Here is a 23,273-nt window from a genome sequence, read left to right as displayed (position 1 = left end):
TTGTCGAGAGTGTTCGCCCTGGCGGCGGTGTTGCAGCACCGCCGCCGGGGCCTTGTCACAGGTCGGTCAGCTCGGGCGGGACGTGCCCGGTGGCGTGGTAGGCGACCCAGCCGTCCAGGCCGGGGAAGGTGCCGTCGGTCAGCTCCTGGAGCAGGGCCGCCACCCAGTCGGCCTCGGCCTGCCAGAGGGCCAGCTCGTACTCCTCCTCCACCAGGAACAGCCGCGGCAGCTGCTCGGCTTGCCGCTCCAGCTCGCGCCGCCGCTCCTCCAGCCGGCCGCGCAACGCCTCAAGCCGGGTACGGAGCAGCGGGATCACCTCGTCCGGGCGCAGCGCGCCCAGCACCGACAGCGCCGCCTTGAAGCGCGGCAGCTCCGGCTCGGGCGTGGCCACCAGCTCCCGAACCCAGTCGCGCATCTCGGCGGTGCCCGCATCGGTGATGCGGTAGATGGTGCGCTCGGGCCTGCCGCCCTCGCGCCCGCTGCCGGCCTCGGCGATCAGGCCGTGCCGCACCAGGTTGCCCACCACGGTGTAGAGCGAGCCCCACTTGATCGGCATGTCGGCGTCCTTGCCGCGCCCGCGCAGCACCGAGGCCATCTCGTAGGGATGCATCGGCCGCTGCGCCAGCGCCGACAGCACCGCCAGCGCGAGCAGGTTGCCCACCGGCCGTTTCTTCGCCATCCACCCTCCTTACTCGCTTACGAGTATACGTACGCGAGTATATTTTGGGAAGTGTCGAAGGTACGGCAGGCCGCGCCACCGGCCGCCCGCCGTACTCCGGCCGATGGCCCGCGCCCGGCGCGGGCGGCGAGTCGAGGACGGTGGCCCGCCGTCACGGCGCCAGAAAGACCGCCTGGAGACGATCCCTGTGGGCGGCGTTGGCGTCGATCGCGAGCCGGAAGTACGCCGCCAGCCCGGGCACCAGGTCGTCGTAGTTGCGGGTGAAACGCGGATCGGTCACATACAGCTCGCCCAGGCAGCGGTGGATGTCGTAGTCGCAGTCGTAGAACCAGCGGCAGATGTGGGCGCGGTGCCGCTCGGCCACGTCCATCGCCTCCCGGCTTGCCGGGGGCAGGCCCGCCTTGTGGACGTCCACCAGGTCCTGGGAGATGGTGGCGGCCTCGGCTTTGATCTCCAGCCAGTCGGCCTTGGTGTAGGAGGCCGTCCGGCGGCGGGACTGGGCGTACTGCTCGGCGTGGCCCCAACGCCGCTCCATCTCCGCCTGGTGGTCCTGCGGCCGGAACTCCCCGAACACCTCCAGCCGCTCCTCGGCCGTCAACGCCACCCCCGAGGTGACCGCCTCCATCGCCCGCTCCACCGCAGCCATCATCCGCGACAGCCGTTCGGCCCGCCCGCGCAGCAACTCGTGCTGGCGCCGCAGATGCGTCATCTCGTCGACCTGCGGATCGTCCAGGATGACCGCGATCTCCTCCAGCCCGAACCCCAGCTCCCGGTACAGCAGCACCTGCTGCAGCCGCAGCAGATCCGCATCGGTGTAACGCCGGTAGCCGGCCCGGGTGCGCTCGCTGGGGCACAGCAGGCCGATCTCGTCGTAGTGGTGCAGCGTGCGCACCGTCACCCCGGCGAGCCGCGTCACCTGCCCCACCGCCATGCTCATGCCTCCACCATGAACCCTCACGTTACGTCAGGCGCAACCCCGTGGCCCGCGTTGACTCTCCCGGCGAGGGAGACACCATGCTTGAGCCCATGAGCGAGGACCTGCTGCCGATCGGGCAGTTCGCCAGGCTCGGCCGGCTCAGCATCAAGCAGCTGCGCCGCTACGACGAGCTCGGCCTGCTGCCGCCCGCCCACGTCGACCCCGACACCGGCTACCGCTACTACCGGCCCGAACAGGCCCGCGACGCGATGGCCATCGGCCTGCTGCGCTCGCTCGACGTGCCGCTGCCCGACATCGACAAGGTCCTGAGAGGTACGGCCGGCGTCCTGGAAGGCGTGCGCGACCAGCTGGAGGCCGAGCTGGCCCGGCGCAGGCGCACCCTGGCCTCGCTGGAGCGCATCATGACCGGCGGCCTGCCCAGTGTCGAGGTCCGCCTGGTCGACCAGCCGCCCCAGCACGTGGCCGTGGCCCGCGAGAGCATCGCCGACCCGTCCGACATCGCCCGCGCCACCTCCGCCTGCGTGGCGCGCCTGCTGGCCGGCGGGGCGTACGGGCAGCTGACCGGGCTGTTCCCGCTGGACCTGAACGCCGTCATCGAAGTGGCCGTCGCCATGACCACCGACCAGCCGGTGCCAGGCACCCGCCCCGACGTGCTGCCCGGCGGGCGGTTCGCCGCCGCCACCCATGTGGGCCCCTACGACCAGATCGGGCTGACCGCGCACGCCCTGCTGGCCTGGTGCGCAGGACGCCACCCCGTCACCGGGCCCATCCGCGAGGTCTACGTCTCAGACCCCGCCACCACACCACCCGACCAACTCATCACCCACCTGTTGATCCCCTTGGAGGAGAACGCATGAACCCGACCATCGTCACCCACGACACCGTCACCTGCCTCAACGTCACCGGCCAGGGCGAACCCGGCGGCGCCGAACATGTCTCCGCCATCCGGGCGCTGTACACGGTGGCCGGCGCGCTCGGCGTGCCCATCGGGCCGCTGCAGGGCCGCTGGTGGGCCGAGGACGCCACCCGCCCGCCGCTGGAGGTGCCCCGTGACCAGTGGCGCTGGCACCTGCTGCTCGCCCTGCCCGCCGTACCGGAAGCCGGGGCGCTCGAGCGCGCCCAGCAGGCCGTGCGCGGCTCCGGGGCGCCGGTCGAGCGGGTACAGGTGGTCACCTTCACCGAAGGCCGGTGCGTCGAGCTGCTGCACGAGGGCCCCTACAGCGAGGAGCCTGCCTCGCTGAAGGTGATGGCCGACTTCATGGCCGAGCAGGGGCTGCGGCCCAGCGGGCTGCACCACGAGGTGTACCTGACCGCCCACGACGACCCCAACCCGCGCACCCTGCTGCGCCAGCCCGTCGAGGCGGTGGCCTGACAACTCCACCGCTCGGGGGACAGACGCGCCCGCCCGCCGCTCCTAGCGTGGGGTCATGTCGAAGAACGTGAAGAGCGGCCTCATCGCGGCGGGGATCGCACTGGTGCTGTGGGTGCTGCTCAGCCTGGCCTTCCGGCTGGCCGTCACCGAGATCGTCATCCTGGCCCCCATCGTGTTCGCGGTGACGCTCGGCATGACCATCCTCATCGCCACCCTCATCACCCGCTCCCGGGCCAAGCCCTAACTCCTCCCTTGGCGGCGGGTCGGCGGGTCCGGACGGCGGCGATCGTCTGGCGCCGGAAGCGTCGCCCGCTGGCTCATAAGCGTTGGCGTCGCAGTCCTCGAGCAGGCTAGCGTTGCTTGCGCCATGCGTCGGCAGGGCGTGCCCTGTCTGCGCATGTGAGTCAGCAGATTGGAGATGCGGGATGACTTCTCAGCTCGTCGCGCTCTGCTTCGATGCGAACGACCCGCTCCATCTCGCGCGCTTCTGGGCCGGAGTTCTGGGCTGGGAGATAGCCGACGACCCCCACGATGGCATCACACTCCTGCCGAGCGATGACACCGGGTTCGGGATCCGGTTTCTTCCGTCCCAGGAGAAGAAGACCGGCCAGAACCAGATGCACTTCGATCTGACGAGCACGTCCGTCGATGACCAGCAGCAGACGGTGGCGAGGTCGCTCGGACTCGGTGCGCAGCACATCGACATCGGGCAACTCCCGGAGGAGGGTCATGTGGTGCTCGCCGACCCCGAAGGCAATGAGTTCTGCGTCATCGAGCCGGGCAACAACTTCCTCGCTGACTGCGGATTCATCGGAGCGCTCGCATGTGACGGTTCGCAGGAGGTCGGATACTTCTGGAGCGAAGCCCTGGCCTGGCCACTGGTCTGGGACCAGAACCAAGAGACCGCGATCCGCTCGCCACACGGCGGTCCGAAGATCACGTGGGGCGGTCCGCCGCTGATGCCGAAGACAGGGAAGAACAGGCTGCACTTCGACCTCGCCCCACCCACGCACGATGACCAGCAAGCAGAGATCGACCGTCTCGCCTCCCTGGGCGCGACTCAAATCGACCTCGGCCAGCGCGGGCACAGCCGGGTGCTGATGGCCGACCCCGACGGCAACGAGTTCTGTGTCTTGGGGCATCGGGGCTAAGCGCGGATGCTCGACACGTTCCTGGAGGATCCTGTGGACATGCCGCGGGTCGTGGGTCCCGGTCACGGGCCCGGTCAGTAGCTCCAGCTGTACCCCGCCGCCTTGAAGCTGAGCGGAGAGGGCCATCAGTTGATCTCTGCTGGCACGTGAGGGACGTGTGGTGGTTTTGTACGGTATTTGCGGGGGTTGAGGCAGCGGCCCGTGGCGGAGTTGGTCACGAATGTGCTGAAGCCGCTGCCCCGTCCTGTAACTGAGGAAGCATCAGCCAGGGAGCGGCTGTTCGTCACTGAGCTGAGCGGCCAAGATATCGGCGCAGGGCTTCTCGCCCACCTGGAACGAAGGGCCCTCGATTGACCACCTTCCGCAGTTCGAGCTCCGTGAGCCAGGCATGCCAAGCGATCTCGGACGGATCTGGAGCCAATGGCTCGGCGATCAAGGCCTCGTGCACCCCGAACCAGACAGGGCTGAACCCGTCCTGGCACAGGAACTTGAACAAAAAGCGGACCGGGACGCCGGCGCCCAGTTCCTCGACCAGTTCGCGGGCCGCCGCGTCCTCATACGGTTCGCCTACGCCCACGGCGCCGCCGACCATCACGTCATAGCGGCCGGGAAAGCGAACATGCCCCTCGGCTCGGCGCAGCACGAGGATCCGCCCCATCGGATCGCGGCAGATCGTCGTCGCGATCCGATGCATCCACCGCCGACGCTCCGCCTCTGCGCGCTCCACGACTTCCAGCACGCGATCCTGTTCATCCACCCGCTCGATCAGCTCACCCATGCAGCACACGGTCGCAGACGCCACTGACAACCTGGCTTGGGATCACCCCACCGCTGTGTCGATAGCGCAACCCGAGCCTTCTTCGATAGTGCCATCGCGGTGACCACCACTGTCACGCTCTCGTGGGCCCTCGGTGCTTGATCGGTGGCCTCATCCGACGCGACCGGTCGTTAAGGACGCTGTCACCAAGTACACGCGAGTGGTGTTAGCCCTGCCACTCACTTGATCGCGTGGCCTGTGTGGGGGATGCCGTCAACACACTAGTGATCTTGAAGTGCCGTGAGGACTTCTTCAGTGCGTCTACCCGAGCCGCTTCCTTCACGACGGTGGTGAAGTCGTCGACGTCGCTGGAGACCCACAGCGCCGTGACGGTCGGGAAGATCGCATCTTCGAACGGAAGTGCGGCGGCATCTGCTCTGACCAATAGGTCGGCGTCTCTGCCCTGGGCGATCCGTAGCTGATCGGCTGAGTAGTCCAATCCGATGATGCTGCGGCCCGTCGACCGGATCGTCTCGAAGTACTGACCGCCGCCGCAGCCCAGATCCAGGCACGGGCCCTCGCCCGGCCCCAGCAACTCGCGAATCGCCGCCTGGTTGGCCGCAGCCGCGGGCGCGTTGTACTCCTCGTACCAGTCAGCCAGCCCGTCATACCGAGCGAAGGACGCCACACCCACACAAGCCTCCCGGCAAGCACACGGAGCCCACGTTTGGCTCTCATCACCTCACAATCGCCGCTCTGCATCAGCCAAACCAAGAACGTTCGCTGAGGACGGACATGCCTTGAGCCGTCCACCGCCGCGGCGATGTCGCCCAAAGCCGCCCGGTAGTGGATCCCGGCCTGGCCGCAGAACTGCTCGGCCAGCGGCGCGCACTCGGCCTCAGGGTTCGCGGGCGCGGAGGTACGCGTCCAGGTCGGCGGCGCCCTTGAGCATGGCGCGGCCCCGGGCGGACAGGCGGGCCTGCCAGTCGCGCAGCGTCGACTCCAGCGGGGCGACACCTCCGGCGGAGCGGACCTGAGCGATCAATGGGGCGATCTGCTCCAGCAGGTAGCCGCCCCGCCTGAGCTGGTGGGCCAGCCGGACGTCCCGTACGTCGGCCGCGCTGTAGATCCGGTAGCCCGTCTGCGGATCGCGGCGCGGCCGGACCAGCCCGGCGTTCTCCCATTTGCGCAGGGTGGCAGAGCGGATGCCGAGCCTCCTGGCCAGAGGGCCGATGAACGTGTCGCCGCGCTCCTGCGGCACGGGCGCCAGATCGCGGAGCGCGGCGTCGACGGCCTGGAGGGTGCGGCGGTCGTCCAGGAGCTGGCCGTGGCTCTCGTCGATGAGCCGCAGCGCGTCCTCGGTGGCACCCCGGTTGACCGCCTCCATGATCGACGTGGCTGTCTGGTGACCGTGCCCGGGCACGAGGGCGAGGAACGCGCGCAGGGCATGCGCGTGCAGCGGCGTATAGGTGCGATAGCCGTGGACGGTGCGTTCGGCGGCGGGCAGGATGCCGGCGTCCTCGTAGTTCCTGATCGCCTGGGTGGACAGGCCGTGCTCGCGCGCCAGGTCCACTGGCCTCATGAATGCATCACCGATTGAAGGTCCGTCGCGATGGAAGCGGGTATTTCGGGAAAAAGTTTACACCGAGTGTTCAACGATACCGTTAAAGGCATGGATATCAAGGACACAGCCCGTCCGCTGGACGGCGCGAGCGTCTCGGCGTTCCTCCGGTCGCTGCCCGCCAAGCCCCTGCTGCTCGGCCTGGGCGAGGCCAGGCACTTCGTGCAGGAGCTGGGCGAACTGCGCAACGAGATCTTCCGGCATCTGGTCGAGCACGAGGGCTACCGGTCGTTCGCCATCGAGAGCGACTGCCTCATGGGCCTCGTGGTGGACGACTACATCACGACGGGCGAGGGCACGCTCGACGACGTCATGGAACGCGGTTTCAGCCACAATTTCGGCACCTCACCGGCCAACCGCGACCTCGTACGCTGGATGCGCGCGTACAACGAGGAGCATGACGAAAAGCTCCGGTTCTTCGGATTCGACGGCCCGCTGGAGTATTGGGCGGCGAGCCCGCGCCAGGCGCTCACCGCCCTCTACGCCCTCCTCGACGGCCCGCTCCTCAGCACTGTGGTAACCAGGGAAACCCTCGACACGCTGCTGGGCCCGGACGACCGGTGGGCGAACGAGGCCGCGGCCATGGATCCGTCCCAGTCGATCGGCCGGTCCGCCGAGGCCCAGCGGCTGCGGCTGATCGCCGACGACCTGGTGGCGCTGTTCGACACGCAGGCGCCGCAGCTGAGCGCGCAGGACAGAGAGCGGGCGAAACTGTACGGGCGCACCGCCACCGGCCTGCTTCGCTACCACTACTGGATGGCCGACGCCTCCCCGGCACGGTGGACCCGGCTGTCGGCCCTGCGGGACGCAATGATGGCCGCCAACCTGTGTGCCGTCGCCGAGGACGGCCCGGCCCTGGTCTTCGCCTCCAACCTGCACCTGCAGCGGAACAAGAGCCTCATGTCGTTCGGCGACCAGACGCTGGAGTGGTGGAGCGCGGGGGCGATCACCGAGACGTACCTGGGCGACCGGTACGCCTTCCTGGCCTCGGCCCTCGGCACGGCCGGCGACAACACCCCGCCCCCGGACACCGTCGAGGGCATCCTGTCCACGCTCCCGTGGGACCACTCTCTCATCGATGCCCGCCGCCTGGCCGAGGCCATCACGAAGCCCGCCCCGCGCATCTCCCACGATTTCGCTTATTTCCCGCTGGACCCGGCCCAGCTCGACATGATCGACGGCGTCGTCTTCCTCAAGCAGGCTGTCAGGCTGGAAAAGCTGGGTTGACAGGCGCGTGCGTGTCAGGTTGGGCACGCACGCGCATCAATCAACATCCATGGCGCCGCCCGGGATCGCCAGGCGATTGCTGCCGTAGGGGCTCGTCGCCGGCCCGCTTGACGGCGCCGACAAACCGAGGAGTCCCCAAAGATGCGGGTATCGCGGTTAGAGGGCTGTCGGGAACCTAGTCGGCGGCAGGTCTGGCTACCACCGGAGCGGCGCGCTTTGCGCCTGTGGCGGGGAAGGCGGCCCGCTCAGCTCCAGGCGGCGCTCGCCTGTCCCGTACGGGGTCATGTCCGTGGTGATCGGCCTGACACCACTGAGACGGTGTTCCAGCTGGTCGCGTCTTGGACGACTTCTCCAGGTCCTGCACGTGGATCGCGGGCCCCTGGTCATCCCGGTATCCGTTCTGTTGTTACGGTTTGTCGCCGGTGGCGCGATCGATGGCGTCGGTCAGCCGTTCCCGCTCACGGCTGATCCATTGGCCCTCGGGGTAGTTGCGGAGGAACGCCTCGGCGAACTCCACCGGGTCTTCGCCGACGACGTCGCGGATCGGGGTTGCGTCCGCCGCGCTCTGCTCGAACAGGTCGGCGAGGTCGTCCAGCATCGCCAGCAGGCTGTCGGCCTTGCCCGGCCCGAAGTGCTCCAGGTAGCGCTGCAGCGCATCGATCGCGGTGTGATAATCCGCGGGAAGCCGCTCGGTGCGGGCCTTGTACTGCCGGTAGCGCCTCTTGTCCTCCAGCGGCCCGGTGACCAGCTCCAGGTACTGCCGGTAGCGGCTCTTGTGCTCGTTCGACTCTGCGGCCATGCCTTACATGCCTCCTTCGCGCAGCTGCTGAAGCCTCTCCGACAGGAAGCTCCAGGTCCTCCAGAACTCCTCCAGATGCTCCCGGCCCCGGACGTTGAGGGAATACACCTTGCGCGGCGGCCCCTTGTCAGACGCGACCTTCTCCACATCGACCAGGCCACGCTGCTCGACCCTGACCAGCAACGCGTACACGGTGCCCTCGGCGATGTCGGAGAAGCCCTGATCCCGCAGCCACGCCGTGATCTCGTAGCCGTACGCGGACCGGCCGGACAAGATCGCCAGCACGATGCCCTCCAGCGTGCCCTTGAGCATCTCCGTCACCTGCTTGCCCATGGACCACCCCCCTTCAGCTACCCAGTGTTGCTGACTACTAGTACATAGTAACACTGAGCAAGCCCCACGTGGCGGCGGCAGGTGTCGGCTCTTGCCACCTGAAGGCTCGAACGGAATCCGCCTCGCCGGGCCTCGGACGACCTGTCACGGTGGCCTGGCGCTGCCGCCGCCCATGAGGACAGCGATCACGGCTCGCCCGGACGTTGAGTCACAACGGGCCGGTGTTCGGCGACTCGGCCGCGGTGAGGCGGAGGATCGGGTCGAGCAGGCCCGGGAAGCGGTCGCGTAGATCGGCGGCGCGTAGCCGGATCCGCCGGTGCCGGCCATCGACGGCCATGCTGATCAGCCCCGCCTCGCGCAGGATCCGCCAGTGATTGGACAGCGTCGATATCGGCACATCCATACCGTCGGCGAGAGCGGAACAGGTCGACTCGGGATTACCCCAGGCCCGCCGTACCAACTCCAAGCGCACCGGATCGCCGAGCGCGTGCAGGACTGGCGCGAGCGTGGCAGCGTCGTCCCCAGCAGGTCCGGGCGCCCGGGGCCGCCCATCGGCTCGGTGAGCTCGGCGTCTGCGCTCCCGAGGGCCGGTGTGATAGCGGACGGCTACCGCGATTGAGACAACTCCGCTCCCTGATCAGGGGGCAGGAGTACGTGCGCACCTTGTCCGGCGAGTTTGTCACCCGGGTTGACCAGCTGGCACTGGTCGAAGGACAGGCAGCCACAGCCGATGCATTCGGTGAACCGGTCGCGCATGCGCTCCAGCGTGGCGATGCGGGTGTTGATGGTCTCGCTCCAGCACTCCGACGCCTTCAGCCACAGCTCCCGGGTGGGAGCGACATGGTGCGGCAGGTAGTCCAGGACGCCCTCGATCACCGACAGGGGGATGCCGACGCTTTGCGAGGCGCGGATGAACGCGAGCCTGCGCAGCGTACTGCGGTGGTAGCGGCGCTGGTTGCCCGCGGTGCGGCGGCTGGCGATGAGCCCCTTGCGCTCGTAGAAACGCAGCGCTGAGGCGGGCACGCCGCTGCGCTCGGACAGCTCTCCGATGGTCAACTCCGTGACGATCGCGTCGGAATCCGGCATACGGCCAACCTAGCTTGACTTGAACCTTGGTTTAACAACGAGGCTGGCTCAGCCGGGACGTCCAAAGGACGCCGGACTTGCCTTGTGACCAGTGGAGAGACCGCCGTGCCCGCAGAGCCGCTCCAGCTTGCAGTGATCGTCGGCAGCGTACGGGACGGCTGGCTCGGCCCGACCATCGCGGCCTGGATCGCCGACCAGGCTCGCTGTCGCGGCGACTGGAACATCCACGTCATCGACCTGGCCGGGATCGACCTGTCCCTGGCACCGCCGGACTTCGGCAGCACACCCACGCCCGCCGCGGCCCAGGCTCTGCAGACGCTCGGAAAGGGCCGAGGCGTTCGTCGTGCTCACCCCCGAGTACAACCACAGCTTTCCCGCCTCGGGCCCGGCTACCTGTCGGTCGGCCTGACCTTCACCTGCGGCGCGCTGCCTGCATCAATACCCAGCCCGCCGGCGGACTTCGCCGAGACACCGCTGGGCGCCGCCAGCCTGGAGGCGTTCCTGCTCGACCTGCGTACGGCCGGCCCTGACCCCGTACGCGCCTGGCTGCAGGCCCCGGCGGCCGAGACCCCGCAGAACACCTGTCCGGCGGATCCTTCGGCGGCTGGTTCGACGTCGTCGCACACCACCGGCGGGTGACCCCCGTACACCTCATCTCCACCTGACACAGCAGGAAGGCGCCATGCACACTCTCCACGGCAAGACCGCCCTCATCACCGGCGCGAGCAGGGGCATCGGCCGGGCCATCGCCCAGCGCCTGGCCCGTGACGGCGCCCGCGTCGCCGTCCACTACGGCGGCAACGAGCAAGCCGCGAAGGAAACCGTCGCCGCGATCGAGGCGGAGGGGGGACAGGCCTTCTGCCTGCAGGCCGAACTGGGCACGCCCGGCGACGCCGAACGCCTCTGGTCCGCCTATGACGAGCGCGCCGACGGGCTGGACATCCTGGTCAACAACGCGGGCATCCTCAACGACGAGCCCGGCATCGAGCACGTGACCAGGCGGCAGTTCGAGCGGATCTTCGCGGTCAACGCCACCGCCCCGTTCTTCGTCACCCAGCTTGCGCTGCCGCGGCTGCGCGACGGCGGCCGGATCATCAACATCTCCACGATGCTGACCCGCGGCTCGGCCATGCCCCAATCCATCAGCTACGCCATGTCCAAGGGCGCGCTCGACGTGCTCACCTCGACGCTCGCCAAGCAACTCGGCCCCCGCGCGATCACCGTCAACACCGTGGCGCCTGGCGTCATCGACACCGACATGCACGAGGGCAGGCTCGTCGGGGACGCGCTGGCCTGGGTGTCGTCGCTGTCGCCCATGGGCCGCGTGGGCACCCCCGAGGACGTCGCCGACGCGGTGGCCTTCCTGGCCTCCGACGACAGCCGCTGGGTGACCGGCCACTGGCTGGACGCCTCGGGAGGAACCCTGCTGTAACGGGTCACGACGAGACCGCCTCCCTGACGAACGCCGGGGCGGCCCGTGAGGACGGATCCTTGCGCCCGGTCGATGTGACCGGGCGCAACCGTGGCGAGCTGGACGTTGAGCCCGAGGCGATCGCCGGCGCCCCGGCCCGGGTCGATGAAGGCGACGTCGGGGTGAAGTACCGGATCAGATCGCCGCGGCCCATGTCACGGAGTACGGCGAGCCCTATAGAGGTAAACTGAACCCACCGAGGACTTTTCGTGCGTTGGCAATCACGTCGGCGTCGCCCACGGCGATCCAATATCTGCGGGCCCAGCACGGGCCCGGTCAGGCCGGCCAGCCATGAAGCCCACGCTTCTGTCTCACCTGAAGCCGCTGAGCGCCATCGCCCGCGCAGCTCCCACCACCGACTCCGCGGTCAGGCTCTGCCTCAATCCGGTGCTGGACCGGCGAGCCGTCGTGGACGGGGCGTGGTGGCCCCGTTCCCGTGATGCCGCCGCCGAACTACCCAGCCTCATCGCCGCCGTCGACCAGCGGCTCGACCAGATCACGGTAGGTGTCGGCATCTACCGGGACGCCTGGTACGACCTTCCGCACCGTATCCCGGCCCGAGGGCGCCGGATCCAGGTCAGCTGCTTCCACCGCACCGACCCACGCGTGATCACCTTGATCCCCTCGGTCGGCAAGCCGATCGTCCTGCTCATCATCGAACCGAACACCACGAGCGGCGCCGCCGCGCTCACCGCCCAGGACACCACGGGCCTGAGTCCGGCCGACATCATCACCATCCCGCCTTTCCCAGCTCCCAGCCCGGCAGACGCAGACACCGCGGCCAAAGGGGAGAACGAGGGCCGGCCCAGCGCTGATCACACGGACGCTCGCCGTACTGGCCAAGTGGCCGTACGCGGCTTCGCGCTGCCTGCCGGCCGGATCGAGCGGTCCTGAAAAGTCGGCTGGCCGATCTCTGGCCGGCAGGCGCCTCATCCCGACTTATCGCTGCTCTTCTCCGATGGGAGAACCTGATGACCGTCATTGACACAGCCCCGCCCGGGAGGGTCGGATCTTCGATACCCACCACCGTCCACCTGTCCGGCGAGATCGACATCTTCACCTGTCCGGCGCTTCGCCGGCAACTGCTGCACACGCTGCACCAGTGCACGAGCCTGCTCATCGTCGACCTGTCCGAGGTGACGTTCTGCGACGCCGGCGGCCTGGCCGTCATGGTCGGCATCCAGCACCGCGCCCGAGCCCAGGGCATCACCTTCGTCCTGACCGGGCCGCGCCCGTTCATGTCCCGGCTCCTGCACATCACAGGTCTGGACCGCAGCCTGCCCATGGTGGGGTGATCGGATGACCAACCAGGTGCCTGCTTCGTGACCGGGGCTCCGGGGGTGACGGTCGGCTTCCACCGCCTGCCCATGGCCTGCTGCATCAGGGGAGGGTGAGGATGCGGGGCCCGTCATCGGTGACGGCGACGCTGTGCTCGACGTGGGCGGCACGCGTGCCATCCACGCTGCGCAGCGCCCACCCGTCACGATCGACCTGGTAGGCCCCGTCCCCGCCGGCCACGAACATCGGCTCGATGGCCAGCGTCATCCCCGCCCGCAGCACCATGCCGCGCCCGGCCCGCCCGTAGTTGGCTACGTGCGGGTCCTCGTGCATGCGCCGCCCGATGCCATGCCCGCCGAAGTCGACCATCACGCCGTACCCACCGGCGACCGCGTGCTGGGCGATGGCGTGGCCGATGTCGCCGATGCGGTTGCCCGGCGTCATCGCGGCGATCCCGGCCTGCAGGGCCTGCTCGGTGACCGAGATCAGCTCCACGTCACGCGCCCGCGGCATGCCCACCGTGAACGACACCGCCGAATCGCCCGCCCACCCGTCCAGGTAGGCGCCACAGTCGATGCTGACCAGATCGCCGTCCCTGAGCCGGGAGCGGCCGGGGATACCGTGCACGATCACGTCGTTGACCGACGCGCAGATCACCTTCGGATACGGTGTCGGCGCGAAGGACGGGTGATAGTGCAGGAACGCCGGCGTCGCACCCGCCTCGGCGATGACGGCCGCGGCCACCTCGTCCAACTCCGCCAGCCGCACGCCGACGGCCGCGTGCTTGACGACCTCCTGCAGCGCCCTGCCCACAATCCGGCCCGCCTCACGCATCGCGTCGAGCTCACCGGCAGTCTTGATCTCCACCATGCCGATAACTATACCGGTATTTCTATCCCGGTATAGACTCGTGCCATGGTCCGACCACCCCTGAGCCCCGAGGAACGTCTGCGCGGCGAGCAGCTCGGCACCCTGCTGCGCCACGCCCGGGGCGAACGCAGCATCGTCGAGGTGGCCGCCGCCGCGGGCATGTCCGCGGAAACCCTCCGCAAGATCGAAACCGGCCGCATCGCCACCCCCGCCTTCTTCACCATCGCCGCCCTGGCCGACGTCCTCGGCGTCCCCCTGGACTACCTCGCCATCCGCCTCACCCCCGCCGTCCCCACCTGACTCATCGCCGCCCCCGGCCCCCTTCCCCGAGCTGTGCCGCCGCACAGCCACACGCCCCCCAACAGGTCCTCCCGAACGCCACGAACGCGACCGGCACGCCTACCTGGCAGGTCCTCCTATCCGGCAGGTTCTCCTGGTTCTCCCGACGGCAGGTTCTTCTGACGGCAGATGTTCCTGTACGGCAGGCCGCCGCCCCCGCCACCCGCCGCACTCCGGCTGGCCTCCGTCCAGGGAGACGCTCCTCCAGCACTCCCACACCCCACCGCAACGCCCCTCCACACCCGGGCACCACGGCCCCACCAACTCGCCGCACAGGCCCCGGCGAACTCGCCGTACACGGCGCCGCCTCCCACCGCACTCCCATCCCGCCGACCCGGCGCCAAGACCCGCCCGGGCCAGAAGGCGGCAACCCCGGCGGGCAGCCAGCGAGGCACTCAGGCCGCGGCTCCCCGGGGCACCGCCAGCGAGGCACCCAGGCACAGACCACCCCCGCCAGGACCCTGCCCGGACCGGCCCGGGCCCGGGCACAGGCCGCGGCTCCCCGGAGGCGCTTCCAGGGCGGCTGCTTTGTCGGCTTCGGCGGGCAGGGCGTAGCGGTGCGTGGTTCAAGGGAACCATGGCCGAGGAGTTCGGCGCCCAGGATGGGTCTTTGCCGGTTCACGACGCTGACCAAGATTTGCGACGTACTCGACTGCCAGCCAGGTGACCTGCTCGGCTATCGCCGAGCAGAAGAAAGATGACCGGACGCGTTCCGCTCTCTGAGTACGGGTCCAGCCGAGATACGGGTAAAACCGGCTAAGAGCCGATCTTGATGCCCGTAGTGACCCCGTGCTTACCGCGTCTGGCTTGGTTCCAGCGGTCGATGCCGGGTGGGTGGTCAGGACGACGACCGGGTCGCGATCGGGCCGCTGTAGGACACGTTCTTGCCTCCCACGAACGGCAGCAGGCGCTCCGTTTCCTGCTCCAAGGCGGCCTGATCGGTCGCGGTCAGGGGGCGGAACGGAGTGAGGTGCAGGGTTTCGCCTTTGAGGGACCAGCTTCCATGCACGTGGCCGTTCACGAGGAAGGTGGGCCGTACTTGAGCCTGGCCGGGCATCACGCGTTTTCGGTCCTCGTGGCTGATGATGCGGGTCCGGTCGGCGTGGCCGAGCAGGGCGTTGTCAAAGGCGGGCAGCAGTCGCACGGGGGCGGGCGTGTCGGGGTCGGGCAGTTCCGCGTCGGCCAAGTCGATCAGTTCCCTGCCGTCGGGGTCGCGGTAGTGGCGCAGTTCGGCGCGCATGTCGGAGACGATCTCGCCGAGGCGGGTCAACCCGGACCAGGCCTGCACGTCCATGATCCCGGCTGGGCCGAACGCTGCCAGATAGCGGCGGATGAGGTCCTTGGCGGTCGCCGGAACCATGGGCCGGCCGAGCCAGACCTCGGCGGGCGTGACGGAGACCGCCGACCGGGTGCCCCAGGAGCCCCATGTGCCGGTGGCCGGGTTGTGGATGAGGGGGGTTCTGAGTTCGACCTCCCCGGCAAGGACCCGCCCGTCGCGGCCTGGGTGGCATTCGGCCAGCCACCGGGCCAGCTCCTTTCGCGTTGTCGTCCCGCCCGCCAGCAGCTCAAGCCCGGTGGCGACCAGCGAGGCGGTGTCCAGGCCCGCGCTGTTGCGGGCGAAGTACGCCGAGCGGGCGGTGCGGTCGAGGACGGGCTGCAGCAGCGGCCGCAGCCGGCGGAAGTCGTCGGCCGCGGCGAGGTGCTGGGTGCTGCGAAGCAGGCCGGAACGGACCACCTTCCGATCCTGCAGCAGCGTGGTGAGCTCGGAGTGGGTGAAGCCGTGGATCCTGCTCCACAGCCCGACGTAGGGCCAGTTGGGCTCTTGCGCCTGCAGCGCGACCAGGCGCCCGATCACCTCCAGCGGGGTGTGATCGGTGCGGGCCAGCAGGAACTGGCGGCCCAGCAGGGCCCGGTTCAGGGCCCTGCTCGAGAGAGTCGTCACGACAGCCGCACCGAGACATTGCCCCGGTAGGAGCCCTGGAGCAGGGACAGGAACGCCTGCGGCACGTCTTCGACCGCGCCCTTGATGACCGTCTGCGGGTAGACGAAGCGGCCCTCGCCCAGCCAGGTGCTGAAGTGCTCCCGCCAGGCGGCGATCTGGTCGGGAGTGTGGTAGCAGGAGAACGGCAGCAGCTCGACACCCCTGGCCTGGGCCGCGGCATGGTCGGGCTTGGGGAAGCGCTCGGCCGTGTCGCCGAGCTGGCTGGACAGCGAGCCGCACAGCGCGAAGCGGGCGCCGGGCCTGGCCGCCTGCAACGCGGCCTGATACTGCTCGCCGCCCACGACGTCGAAGAACACCGAAATGCCCTCGGGTGCGAGCTCGCGGAGCCGGTCGGCCGGCGAGCCGTCGTGATAGTCGAACGCGGCGTCGTAGCGGAGCTCGTTCACCAGATAGTCGACCTTGGCCGGGCTGCCGGCGCTGCCGATCACCCGCGCCGCGCCTAGGCACTTGGCGATCTGCCCGGCCAGTGAGCCGACCCCACCCGCCGCGCCGGAGACGAACACCACGTCGCCCTCGCCGACGCCCGCCACGTCGGCCATCCCGTAGTAGGCCGTCGGCCCCTGACCGAGGTAGTAGCCGGGGTCGGCGATGGGGTCAAGCTTGGTGTACTGGGCGGCCGGGCCAGCCGAGTACTCGCTCCAGCCGGTCATCGACTGGACCAGGTCGCCAACCGCGAGCTCGGGGCTGTCGGACCGGACGACGGTGCCGATGGCGGCCACTCCCACCCGCTGGCCCGGCTGCCAGGCAGGTACCGGGATGCTGCAGTCCGCGCGCATCAACTCCAGGTAGGTCGCGGCGAGCCCTACCTGGTCAGTCCGCACCACAACCTCGCCGTCCACCTCGGTCGTGGCGACAGTGAAGTGGTCGAGCGTGGGGATACCGGCGATCTGTGCGGCCAGCTGGATCTCACGGGTGATCATTTCTTGGTCCTTATCTCGGTACGGCCTTCGAAATCGACTCTATAGAGGCTTCCGGTCACTTTTTGACCGGAAGTCGGGCGAGGATGGCGGTATGGCGAACACCAGCTCACGGACCCTCCGACTGCTCTCGCTGCTGCAGACCCACCGCCACTGGCCCGGCATGGAACTGGCCGAGCGGCTCGGGGTATCCGAGCGGACCCTGCGCCGCGACGTTGACCGGCTGCGCGAGCTCGGCTATCCGGTCAGCGCGGCCCGGGGGACCGACGGCGGCTACCAACTCGCGCCCGGCGCAGTACTGCCGCCGCTGCTGCTGGACGATGAGGAGGCGGTGGCTCTGGCGGTGGGCATCGGCGACGCGGCGCAGAGCGGGATCGCCGGGACGCAGGAGGCGTCGCTGCGTGCGCTCACCAAGGTGATCCGGGTCCTACCGCCCCGGCTGCGGGCCAGGGTGGACGCCCTGCGGGAGGTGACCCTCTCCGTCGCCGCGTCCGGGCCGGTCGTCGCGGCGGAGGTGCTCACCGCGGTCGCCCAGGCCTGCCGGGACCAGGAGCGGCTGCGCTTCGGCTACACCGCCAGAGGCTCCGCCCCCACCGAGCGGGAGGTCGAGCCGCACCGCGTGGTCGCCCTCGGCGGACGCTGGTACCTGGTCGCCTACGACCTGACCCGGCATGACTGGCGAAGCTTCCGCCTCGACCGGCTGACCGAGCCGGCCGGGACCGGCACGCGATTCCGGCCGCGTCCACTTCCGGCCGAGGACGCCGCGGCCTTCGTCCAGGCAGCCAGCGGAGCCCCGGCGCCCTACACGGTCCAGGCGCTCGTCCACGCCCCCGCGGCCCAGGTACGGCAGGCGGTCGGCCAGTGGGGCACGATCGAACCGCTCGACCACGACAGCTGCCGGATCACCATGACCTCGACCTCTCTCGATTGGCCGACCCAGGCGCTGGGCAATGTGGGCGCCGAGTTCGAGGTGCTGGGGCCGCCGGAGTTCGCCGCGCACATCCAGGAGTGGGGCGCCCGCTTCATCCGGGCCACCAGCGCACCCGGCAGGCCGTCCGCGCCGTAGCCGGGCGGTCGGCGCTCATAGGAGCTTTACGGGGATACACGACACAGGATGTCGTGATTCGTTGGGAGGCTTAACGGAGTGACCCCTCAGACACCCTGAGCGGTCACTCCATACGGGTCTAGGCGCGCAAGCGGTTCCCGCGGGGCCCGAACCTCGGCGGTCGAGCACTGCCAGGTTCGGATAACCGTCGGTGCCCCGCTGCTGCGGTCCTGGCCGTTCGCAATTCACTCACACGAAGGAGCCTCAGATGGGGTCTCAACTCAACCCGTGCCTCGCTTTCAACGGGAACGCACGGCAGGCGATGGAGTTCTACCGGGACGTCTTGGGCGGCAAGCTGGAGATGGGCACGTACGCCGAGTTCGGCTCGCCGGACGCACCCGCCGACACGATCATGCATGCCACGCTCCGCACCCCAGACGGCTACACGCTGATGGGTTGGGACGTCCGGGAAGGGATGCCCCACACCCCGGGCAACAACGTTGCGGTCTTCCTCGGCGGCGACGACCCCGAACTCCGCGGCTACTTCGAGAGGCTGTCCGCTGGCGGCACCGTGACGTTGCTCTTGGAGAAGCAGTCGTGGGGTGACGAGGCCGGCTCGCTCGTGGACCAGTTCGGTATCACTTGGATGGTCAACATCACCCAGCAGCAGTCCTGATCGACCACGGAAGTAGGCCCGCCGGTAAGAATCGCGCCACACGGCCCAACCGAGCGACCTCGCCGCAGGTCACGGTGTGCGACTGTGCGACCCCGCCAAGGGCCGGTTTCGGTCCGGGCATTCGGGGATGAGTCAGGTGCCCTGCGGTTCGAACGCTGGATCGGGCGTTCTCGCAGGTCGCGTTGCTCGCTAAGTGTTTTTATGTCAACCCCCTGTCTCCCCGGCCGGTCCGGGCTCCGCCGCCCCGTCGCCCGCCTCCGGCCCCGCCAGGCGCAGCGTCTGCCATCCGTCCGCGCCCGCCTCCACCCGCCAGCACGGCGGCCACACCCGCCGCCACCCGCGCGCCGTCCAGCTTGGCCTGTCGTTAAGGAAGCTGTCACCAAGTACACGCGAGGGCTCGTCTGCTTCGTGCTCGGCCTAGCCCAGGAGGTTCAGGCGGCCGGCGACACCCTCTAGGAGCGCTGCTTCACCAGCTCAGAGACGGCAGCTGATCTCCATGCCGTCCTCCACGGGGAAGGTGACGCTCTGGTACCCGTTGCGCGGGTCGCGGACATAGTCCAGATAGGGCCGCAAATCATCGAGCACCACGTCGTCGGCCACCACGACGGCGCCTGATGGCAGCCGGGCCTCCAGGAGTCGGAGCACCGGCAGGCACAGGTCCTTCCACCCGTCGAGCAGGACGAAGCCCACCTCCCCGTCGATGTCGGCGAGGGTGGCTCGGGCGTCTCCCTCCAGGACGGTGACCACGTCGTCGAGTCCGGTCTCGACGAAGGTACGGCGCGCGGCGGCGGCCTTGCGTGCGCTCAGCTCCGTGGTGATCACCCGGCCTACGCCGTTGTCGCGTACGGCTGCCGCCAGATAGAGCGTGGAGATGCCGAACGACGTGCCGAACTCGACGATGGTGACCGGGCGTGCCGCCCGGACCAACGTGTACAGGAGTTGCCCGCCTGGGGCGGAGATCGGCATGTATACCTCCGCCTTGGCGTCGGCCTGTTCCTGCGCCGTAGCCCAGGCCGTGCCCGCTTCCTGCAGGTGTCGGCGGGCGAGCTCGTCGTGTGCGGCGGCTTGGAACAGGCGGTCGAGGGTGGATTCGACTCGGCGGTCGTGGAGTGTGCAGGTGCGTTCCATAACCCTTAGGCTAGACACTCCGTTGCGTCCAGTCTAGAGATGGTCTTATCCTGAGCGCCAGGAGGCGAAGGTGGAACCAGGACGCACGCGTCATCACGGCAACCGTCACGGGCGCAGCGAGCAGGCCAGACATGCCGTGCTGGAGGCCGCCGACGACCTCCTCGTAGACAAGGGCTTCGCCGGTGTCACCATCGAGGGCATCGCCGCGGCGGCGGGCGTCGCCAAGCAGACCATCTACCGGTGGTGGACCTCCAAGACCGACATCCTCCTTGACGCCTTCCTTCTGGACGCAGCCGAAGCCCTGGAGCCGCCCGACCACGGCGACCTGTCCCGCGACCTGCGCAGCCATCTGCAGCAGGTCGCCGAATTCCTGACCCGCTCCGACGCTGGCGCGGTCTTCAAAGCGCTGCTCGGACACGCCCAACACGATCCGGCGTTCGCCGCCGTCTTCCGGGCCAGATACCTCGACGAACAACGCCGCCGCGACCGCCTCCCACTGGAGCGCGCCATCGGCCGCGGCCAACTCCCCCCCGACCTCGACATCACCACCGCGGTCGACCGACTCGTGGGACCCGTTTACCACCGGGTGCTGGTCACGGGCGACCCCGTCGACGGTGAATTCACCGACGAGCTGGTCGACCACTTCGTCCACGGTCTGCCAACATCCCAAGCCTGACGGCACCCCTGCCCGCCTCACCACGGTCGTGGGGACTACCCCGGCGAACATTCGGTTGGTGACCGCACACTGCAGCGCAGATTGCCCGCCTACGCCGCGGAGACGTGGCGGGAACACCTGGCCGCGGCCTGCACCCGCCACGCCACCATCTCCCGCGCGCTGCACACCGTCCGCCGTGCCCTGCCCGAAGGCCCCGAGCGCACGGCCGTCCGCCACGCCCTCGACGACCTCACCTACCGCCATCACCTCTCCGCGGAGGCCGAGCGCATCGCCGACGAACAGCTCGACAGCGAGATCGAGAAACAGCGTGCTCCCGGGGTGACCGCCTGGTGTCGCCGGGCCGTCGCAGAGTACATCGCCCTACACCCGACCCGGCAGGCATCGACGGGTTCCGCACCATGCTCGGTGAGGACGCACCCTAGCTCCGTGTGATGGGTTAGGTTGGCGATCGCCGGTCATCGCGGTCGCGGTGCTGTGTCTGTCGGGTCGCGCCGACAGGCCTGCGAGGAGGCTTGCCGAAGCTGGAAGAGTTCCGAGCGGTCCGGGGGTCCTGTCTGCGAAGAACGTACGGATGTCGTGGACGAAGAGCCCGCGTACCGCTGCAGATGGCGCGGCCCTTCCAGCGCCGCCCGGCCGTCCGGCGTCAGAGCTTGCCTCTGAACCAGTCGAGCAGGTGGGTGCGCAGTCTGGCGGCGTCATGCAGTAGCGTCACGCCGGCGGCCGGGCGAGTTTGGCGGCCACGGCGTCGAGGACCCAGTCCAGGCCGGTCGCGAAGGACTCCTCGGCGTCCACCTCCGTGCCGTCGTGCACGAACCTGGCCAGCGCCGGGAAGCGGCCCGTGGCCAGCATCCTTTCCACATGCGGGCCGAAGGCGCGCTGCCAGTCGCGCTTGGACAGGCCCGTGGCGCGCTCGGCCCGCAGGTTCGCGATCTCGCGCCTGATCGCGCCGGTGAAGTAGGCGCCGACGGTCTCCACGGCGCGCATGACGGTGTCGAGGTCGGCGAGGCCATCGAGGGCGGCCAGCGTGGCCTCAGTCACGGCGAGGGCGTTCGGGCCCAGGGTCGGACGGCCGCCGAGCAGGTCGGCCAACCATTCGTGACGGAGAGCGGCCTGCCTGGTGCGGTCGGCGCGGATGCGCAGCACCTCCCGCCAGTCGCCGGGCTGCTCCTCGGGGAGGATCTCGGCGTGGACCTCGTCCACCATGAGGTCGAACAGCTCCTCCTTGGTGGAGATGTATCCGTACAGCCGCATCGGGCCGACGTCCAGCCGGGCGGCGACCTTGCGCAACGACACCGCCTCCAGCCCGCCCTCGTCGGCCAGCGCGATGGCGGCGGCAACGATTCGCTCCCGGTCGAGCGGCGCGGGGCGAGTCGGCGGCTCCGGTCGGTCCCACACAGTCATGGATACATCGTACAGTTGCGATACGCCGTATCGGCAAAATACAGTGTATCTACATGAGACATCGTATCGCCGTAATTGGAGGCGGCCCCGCCGGCCTTACCTTCGCCCGCGTCCTGCACCGCCACGATCACCCCGTCACCGTCCTCGAACGTGATCCCGCCCCCGACGCCCGTCCCCCGGGCGGCACGCTGGACCTGCACGAAAAGCTGGGCCAGCTCGCGCTGGACAAGGCGGGGCTGCTGGCGGAGTACCAGGCGCTGTCCCGTCCCGAGGGGCAGGCCATGCGCATCCTGGACACGGACGGGACCGTGCTTCGCGACTGGCAACCCCGCCCGGATGACCGGGCCAATCCCGAGATCGACCGCGGGCAACTCCGTGACCTGCTGCTCGGCCCCCTGAACGTTCAGTGGGGGCGGGGCGTGACGGAGGTAGTGCCGGGGACCCGGGATGGCGTGCTGGTCCATTTCGCGGACGGGCGACAGGAGACGTTCGACCTCGTGGTCGGCGCGGACGGCGCCTGGTCCCGGGTCCGCCCGGCAGTCTCGTCGGTGACGCCGCACTACACCGGCGTCACCTCGGTCGAGACCTCCCTGGACGACGTCGACATCCGCCACCCCGACCTCGCCCGGCTGATCGGCGACGGTTCCATGGCTGTGTACGGCGCGAACCGCAGCCTTGTCGCCCAGCGCAACAGCGGCGGCCACGTCAAGGTGTACGCCCGGTTCCGCGCGCCGCTGGACTGGCACACGAACCCGGGCCGGCATATGGGCCTGAACCGGCGCGCAGGCATGGACACAGGCCTGGACGCGGGCCTGGATATGGCCGACGTCGAGGCCGTGCGATCAAGCCTGCTGGCTCTGTTCGACGGCTGGGCCGCTCCCGTCCTCGACCTCCTCCGCCACGGCACCGCTTTCGTCCACCGCCCCCTCTACGTCCTGCCTGTGTCCCACACCTGGGCCCACGTCCCCGGGGTGACGCTACTGGGCGACGCCGCCCACCTGATGCCCCCCTTGGGGGTGGGCGCGAACCTCGCGATGCTGGAAGGCGCCGAACTCGCCGAGTCCGTCGCCGCCGCCCCCGGTCCTGGCGATCTGGACGAGGCCGTCCGCGCCTTCGAGGAACAGATGTGGGTACGGGCCGGCAGGTGGGCGGAGATCACGGCGGCCGGTCTGGAACGCCTCGTGAGCCCGGACCCCGCCGAAGCCCTCGCCGTCTTCGACGAAGTCCAGCCAGCCTGACTGCCAAGCGCGAGAGCACCAGCACCGGCATCGACACCAGCCGATCCCGCCATGCACCCCACCGCCGCAGTCGGCGCACCCCCACAGACACCGCCATCAAGGTCATCCGCGAAGCCGTCGCCTCCGGCGCGCCCATCAGCACCTCCACCGCCGAGCCCATCGGGCGCACCGCCGAACGCAGCTTCGGGAAGGTGCGCAACTGCCCGGCCTCGCCCGCCCGCGCCAGCAGATTGGATCCAGCACATCGAGCGGTAACCACACCCAACCAGC

Annotated in this window: 30 protein-coding genes; 16 read left to right on the top strand and 14 right to left on the bottom strand. The window is 69.4% G+C overall.

The window, feature by feature from the left end:
• Window positions 1-55: 55 nt before the first annotated feature.
• Both ACIBHX_RS14080 and ACIBHX_RS14075 read right to left on the bottom strand, forming a co-directional pair.
• A complete protein-coding gene (locus ACIBHX_RS14080; RefSeq protein WP_397067424.1) occupies window positions 56-679 on the bottom strand; it encodes a PadR family transcriptional regulator in 624 nt (207 codons plus the stop codon).
• A 151-nt stretch (window positions 680-830) separates the two neighbouring features.
• Window positions 831-1,616: a MerR family transcriptional regulator gene (locus tag ACIBHX_RS14075; RefSeq protein ID WP_397067422.1), complete on the bottom strand. Its 786-nt coding sequence runs from the start codon at window positions 1,614-1,616 to the stop codon at window positions 831-833.
• A 77-nt stretch (window positions 1,617-1,693) separates the two neighbouring features.
• Between ACIBHX_RS14075 and ACIBHX_RS14070 the strand changes: the two genes are divergently transcribed.
• From ACIBHX_RS14070 to ACIBHX_RS14055, 4 genes are all read left to right on the top strand, one after another.
• The gene (locus ACIBHX_RS14070) at window positions 1,694-2,473 is read left to right on the top strand and encodes a MerR family transcriptional regulator (RefSeq protein WP_397067421.1); all 780 of its coding nucleotides are present in this window, start codon (window positions 1,694-1,696) and stop codon (window positions 2,471-2,473) included.
• Entirely contained in the window at window positions 2,470-2,988 is a 519-nt protein-coding gene (locus ACIBHX_RS14065) for a GyrI-like domain-containing protein (RefSeq protein ID WP_397067419.1), read from the top strand. Before ACIBHX_RS14070 ends, ACIBHX_RS14065 begins: the two co-directional genes overlap by 4 nt.
• A 55-nt stretch (window positions 2,989-3,043) precedes the next feature.
• On the top strand, window positions 3,044-3,232 hold the full coding sequence (locus ACIBHX_RS14060) for a hypothetical protein (RefSeq protein WP_397067417.1): 189 nt from the start codon (window positions 3,044-3,046) through the stop codon (window positions 3,230-3,232).
• Between the two features lie 181 nt (window positions 3,233-3,413).
• A complete protein-coding gene (locus ACIBHX_RS14055; RefSeq protein WP_397067416.1) occupies window positions 3,414-4,139 on the top strand; it encodes a VOC family protein in 726 nt (241 codons plus the stop codon).
• 283 nt (window positions 4,140-4,422) lie between these two features.
• Here the strand turns inward: ACIBHX_RS14055 and ACIBHX_RS14050 are convergent, their stop codons facing one another.
• From ACIBHX_RS14050 to ACIBHX_RS14040, 3 genes are all read right to left on the bottom strand, one after another.
• Entirely contained in the window at window positions 4,423-4,917 is a 495-nt protein-coding gene (locus ACIBHX_RS14050) for an NUDIX hydrolase (protein WP_397067414.1), read from the bottom strand.
• A 205-nt stretch (window positions 4,918-5,122) separates the two neighbouring features.
• On the bottom strand, window positions 5,123-5,590 hold the full coding sequence (locus ACIBHX_RS14045; protein WP_397067413.1) for a class I SAM-dependent methyltransferase: 468 nt from the start codon (window positions 5,588-5,590) through the stop codon (window positions 5,123-5,125).
• A gap of 204 nt (window positions 5,591-5,794) precedes the next feature.
• On the bottom strand, window positions 5,795-6,478 hold the full coding sequence (locus ACIBHX_RS14040) for a TioE family transcriptional regulator (RefSeq protein WP_397067411.1): 684 nt from the start codon (window positions 6,476-6,478) through the stop codon (window positions 5,795-5,797).
• 90 nt (window positions 6,479-6,568) lie between these two features.
• Here ACIBHX_RS14040 and ACIBHX_RS14035 point away from each other — a divergent pair, with 90 nt between their 5' ends.
• On the top strand, window positions 6,569-7,744 hold the full coding sequence (locus ACIBHX_RS14035; RefSeq protein WP_397067409.1) for an erythromycin esterase family protein: 1,176 nt from the start codon (window positions 6,569-6,571) through the stop codon (window positions 7,742-7,744).
• A 406-nt stretch (window positions 7,745-8,150) separates the two neighbouring features.
• On the opposite strand, the gene ACIBHX_RS14030 is transcribed toward ACIBHX_RS14035, so the two are convergent.
• From ACIBHX_RS14030 to soxR, 4 genes are all read right to left on the bottom strand, one after another.
• The gene (locus ACIBHX_RS14030; RefSeq protein ID WP_397067407.1) at window positions 8,151-8,543 is read right to left on the bottom strand and encodes a DUF1048 domain-containing protein; all 393 of its coding nucleotides are present in this window, start codon (window positions 8,541-8,543) and stop codon (window positions 8,151-8,153) included.
• A gap of 3 nt (window positions 8,544-8,546) precedes the next feature.
• Entirely contained in the window at window positions 8,547-8,876 is a 330-nt protein-coding gene (locus ACIBHX_RS14025) for a PadR family transcriptional regulator (RefSeq protein ID WP_397067406.1), read from the bottom strand.
• Window positions 8,877-9,084: 208 nt separating this feature from the next.
• Window positions 9,085-9,348, bottom strand: a complete 264-nt coding sequence (locus tag ACIBHX_RS14020; RefSeq protein ID WP_397067405.1) for an ArsR/SmtB family transcription factor — start codon at window positions 9,346-9,348, stop codon at window positions 9,085-9,087.
• 134 nt (window positions 9,349-9,482) lie between these two features.
• Complete coding sequence (gene soxR, locus ACIBHX_RS14015) at window positions 9,483-9,962, bottom strand: redox-sensitive transcriptional activator SoxR (protein ID WP_397067403.1); 480 nt, start codon at window positions 9,960-9,962, stop codon at window positions 9,483-9,485.
• Window positions 9,963-10,067: 105 nt separating this feature from the next.
• On the opposite strand from soxR, the gene ACIBHX_RS14010 reads away from it, so the two are divergent.
• From ACIBHX_RS14010 to ACIBHX_RS13995, 4 genes are all read left to right on the top strand, one after another.
• On the top strand, window positions 10,068-10,601 hold the full coding sequence (locus ACIBHX_RS14010) for a hypothetical protein (protein WP_397067401.1): 534 nt from the start codon (window positions 10,068-10,070) through the stop codon (window positions 10,599-10,601).
• A gap of 43 nt (window positions 10,602-10,644) precedes the next feature.
• Window positions 10,645-11,394, top strand: a complete 750-nt coding sequence (locus tag ACIBHX_RS14005; RefSeq protein WP_397067400.1) for a glucose 1-dehydrogenase — start codon at window positions 10,645-10,647, stop codon at window positions 11,392-11,394.
• A gap of 330 nt (window positions 11,395-11,724) precedes the next feature.
• Window positions 11,725-12,327 (top strand): DUF5994 family protein, encoded by a 603-nt coding sequence (locus tag ACIBHX_RS14000; RefSeq protein ID WP_397067398.1) that lies wholly within the window; start codon window positions 11,725-11,727, stop codon window positions 12,325-12,327.
• 77 nt (window positions 12,328-12,404) lie between these two features.
• Entirely contained in the window at window positions 12,405-12,728 is a 324-nt protein-coding gene (locus ACIBHX_RS13995) for an STAS domain-containing protein (RefSeq protein WP_397067396.1), read from the top strand.
• Window positions 12,729-12,813: 85 nt separating this feature from the next.
• Here the strand turns inward: ACIBHX_RS13995 and map are convergent, their stop codons facing one another.
• Complete coding sequence (gene map / locus ACIBHX_RS13990) at window positions 12,814-13,581, bottom strand: type I methionyl aminopeptidase (protein WP_397067394.1); 768 nt, start codon at window positions 13,579-13,581, stop codon at window positions 12,814-12,816.
• Window positions 13,582-13,626: 45 nt separating this feature from the next.
• Between map and ACIBHX_RS13985 the strand changes: the two genes are divergently transcribed.
• Window positions 13,627-13,881, top strand: a complete 255-nt coding sequence (locus tag ACIBHX_RS13985; protein ID WP_397067392.1) for a helix-turn-helix domain-containing protein — start codon at window positions 13,627-13,629, stop codon at window positions 13,879-13,881.
• 641 nt (window positions 13,882-14,522) lie between these two features.
• On the top strand, window positions 14,523-14,621 hold the full coding sequence (locus tag ACIBHX_RS13980; RefSeq protein ID WP_397067390.1) for a helix-turn-helix domain-containing protein: 99 nt from the start codon (window positions 14,523-14,525) through the stop codon (window positions 14,619-14,621).
• Between the two features lie 137 nt (window positions 14,622-14,758).
• Here ACIBHX_RS13980 and ACIBHX_RS13975 read toward each other — a convergent pair whose 3' ends face one another.
• On the bottom strand, window positions 14,759-15,862 hold the full coding sequence (locus ACIBHX_RS13975; RefSeq protein ID WP_397067389.1) for a winged helix DNA-binding domain-containing protein: 1,104 nt from the start codon (window positions 15,860-15,862) through the stop codon (window positions 14,759-14,761).
• A complete protein-coding gene (locus tag ACIBHX_RS13970; RefSeq protein WP_397067387.1) occupies window positions 15,859-16,842 on the bottom strand; it encodes a zinc-binding dehydrogenase in 984 nt (327 codons plus the stop codon). Before ACIBHX_RS13970 ends, ACIBHX_RS13975 begins: the two co-directional genes overlap by 4 nt.
• Window positions 16,843-16,933: 91 nt before the next feature.
• Here ACIBHX_RS13970 and ACIBHX_RS13965 point away from each other — a divergent pair, with 91 nt between their 5' ends.
• Entirely contained in the window at window positions 16,934-17,905 is a 972-nt protein-coding gene (locus ACIBHX_RS13965; RefSeq protein ID WP_397067386.1) for a helix-turn-helix transcriptional regulator, read from the top strand.
• 247 nt (window positions 17,906-18,152) lie between these two features.
• Complete coding sequence (locus tag ACIBHX_RS13960; RefSeq protein WP_397067385.1) at window positions 18,153-18,560, top strand: VOC family protein; 408 nt, start codon at window positions 18,153-18,155, stop codon at window positions 18,558-18,560.
• A 474-nt stretch (window positions 18,561-19,034) separates the two neighbouring features.
• Here ACIBHX_RS13960 and ACIBHX_RS13955 read toward each other — a convergent pair whose 3' ends face one another.
• Entirely contained in the window at window positions 19,035-19,688 is a 654-nt protein-coding gene (locus ACIBHX_RS13955; protein ID WP_397067383.1) for an O-methyltransferase, read from the bottom strand.
• Between the two features lie 70 nt (window positions 19,689-19,758).
• Between ACIBHX_RS13955 and ACIBHX_RS13950 the strand changes: the two genes are divergently transcribed.
• Together ACIBHX_RS13950 and ACIBHX_RS13945 are read left to right on the top strand one after the other, a co-directional pair.
• Window positions 19,759-20,364: a TetR/AcrR family transcriptional regulator gene (locus tag ACIBHX_RS13950; RefSeq protein WP_397067381.1), complete on the top strand. Its 606-nt coding sequence runs from the start codon at window positions 19,759-19,761 to the stop codon at window positions 20,362-20,364.
• A gap of 81 nt (window positions 20,365-20,445) precedes the next feature.
• Complete coding sequence (locus ACIBHX_RS13945) at window positions 20,446-20,796, top strand: hypothetical protein (protein ID WP_397067380.1); 351 nt, start codon at window positions 20,446-20,448, stop codon at window positions 20,794-20,796.
• Between the two features lie 276 nt (window positions 20,797-21,072).
• Here the strand turns inward: ACIBHX_RS13945 and ACIBHX_RS13940 are convergent, their stop codons facing one another.
• Window positions 21,073-21,765 carry a TetR/AcrR family transcriptional regulator gene (locus tag ACIBHX_RS13940; RefSeq protein ID WP_397067378.1) on the bottom strand — a complete coding sequence of 231 codons (693 nt, stop codon included), beginning with the start codon at window positions 21,763-21,765 and terminating at the stop codon, window positions 21,073-21,075.
• Between the two features lie 53 nt (window positions 21,766-21,818).
• Between ACIBHX_RS13940 and ACIBHX_RS13935 the strand changes: the two genes are divergently transcribed.
• Entirely contained in the window at window positions 21,819-23,003 is a 1,185-nt protein-coding gene (locus ACIBHX_RS13935) for an FAD-dependent oxidoreductase (protein ID WP_397067376.1), read from the top strand.
• The last annotated feature ends 270 nt before the right edge of the window (window positions 23,004-23,273 follow it).

Source organism: Nonomuraea sp. NPDC050536 (assembly GCF_044457685.1).
Taxonomy (GTDB): domain Bacteria; phylum Actinomycetota; class Actinomycetes; order Streptosporangiales; family Streptosporangiaceae; genus Nonomuraea.
The sequence above is the reverse complement of the archived record's forward strand: the minus strand, read 5'-3'. Positions and strand labels throughout refer to the sequence as shown.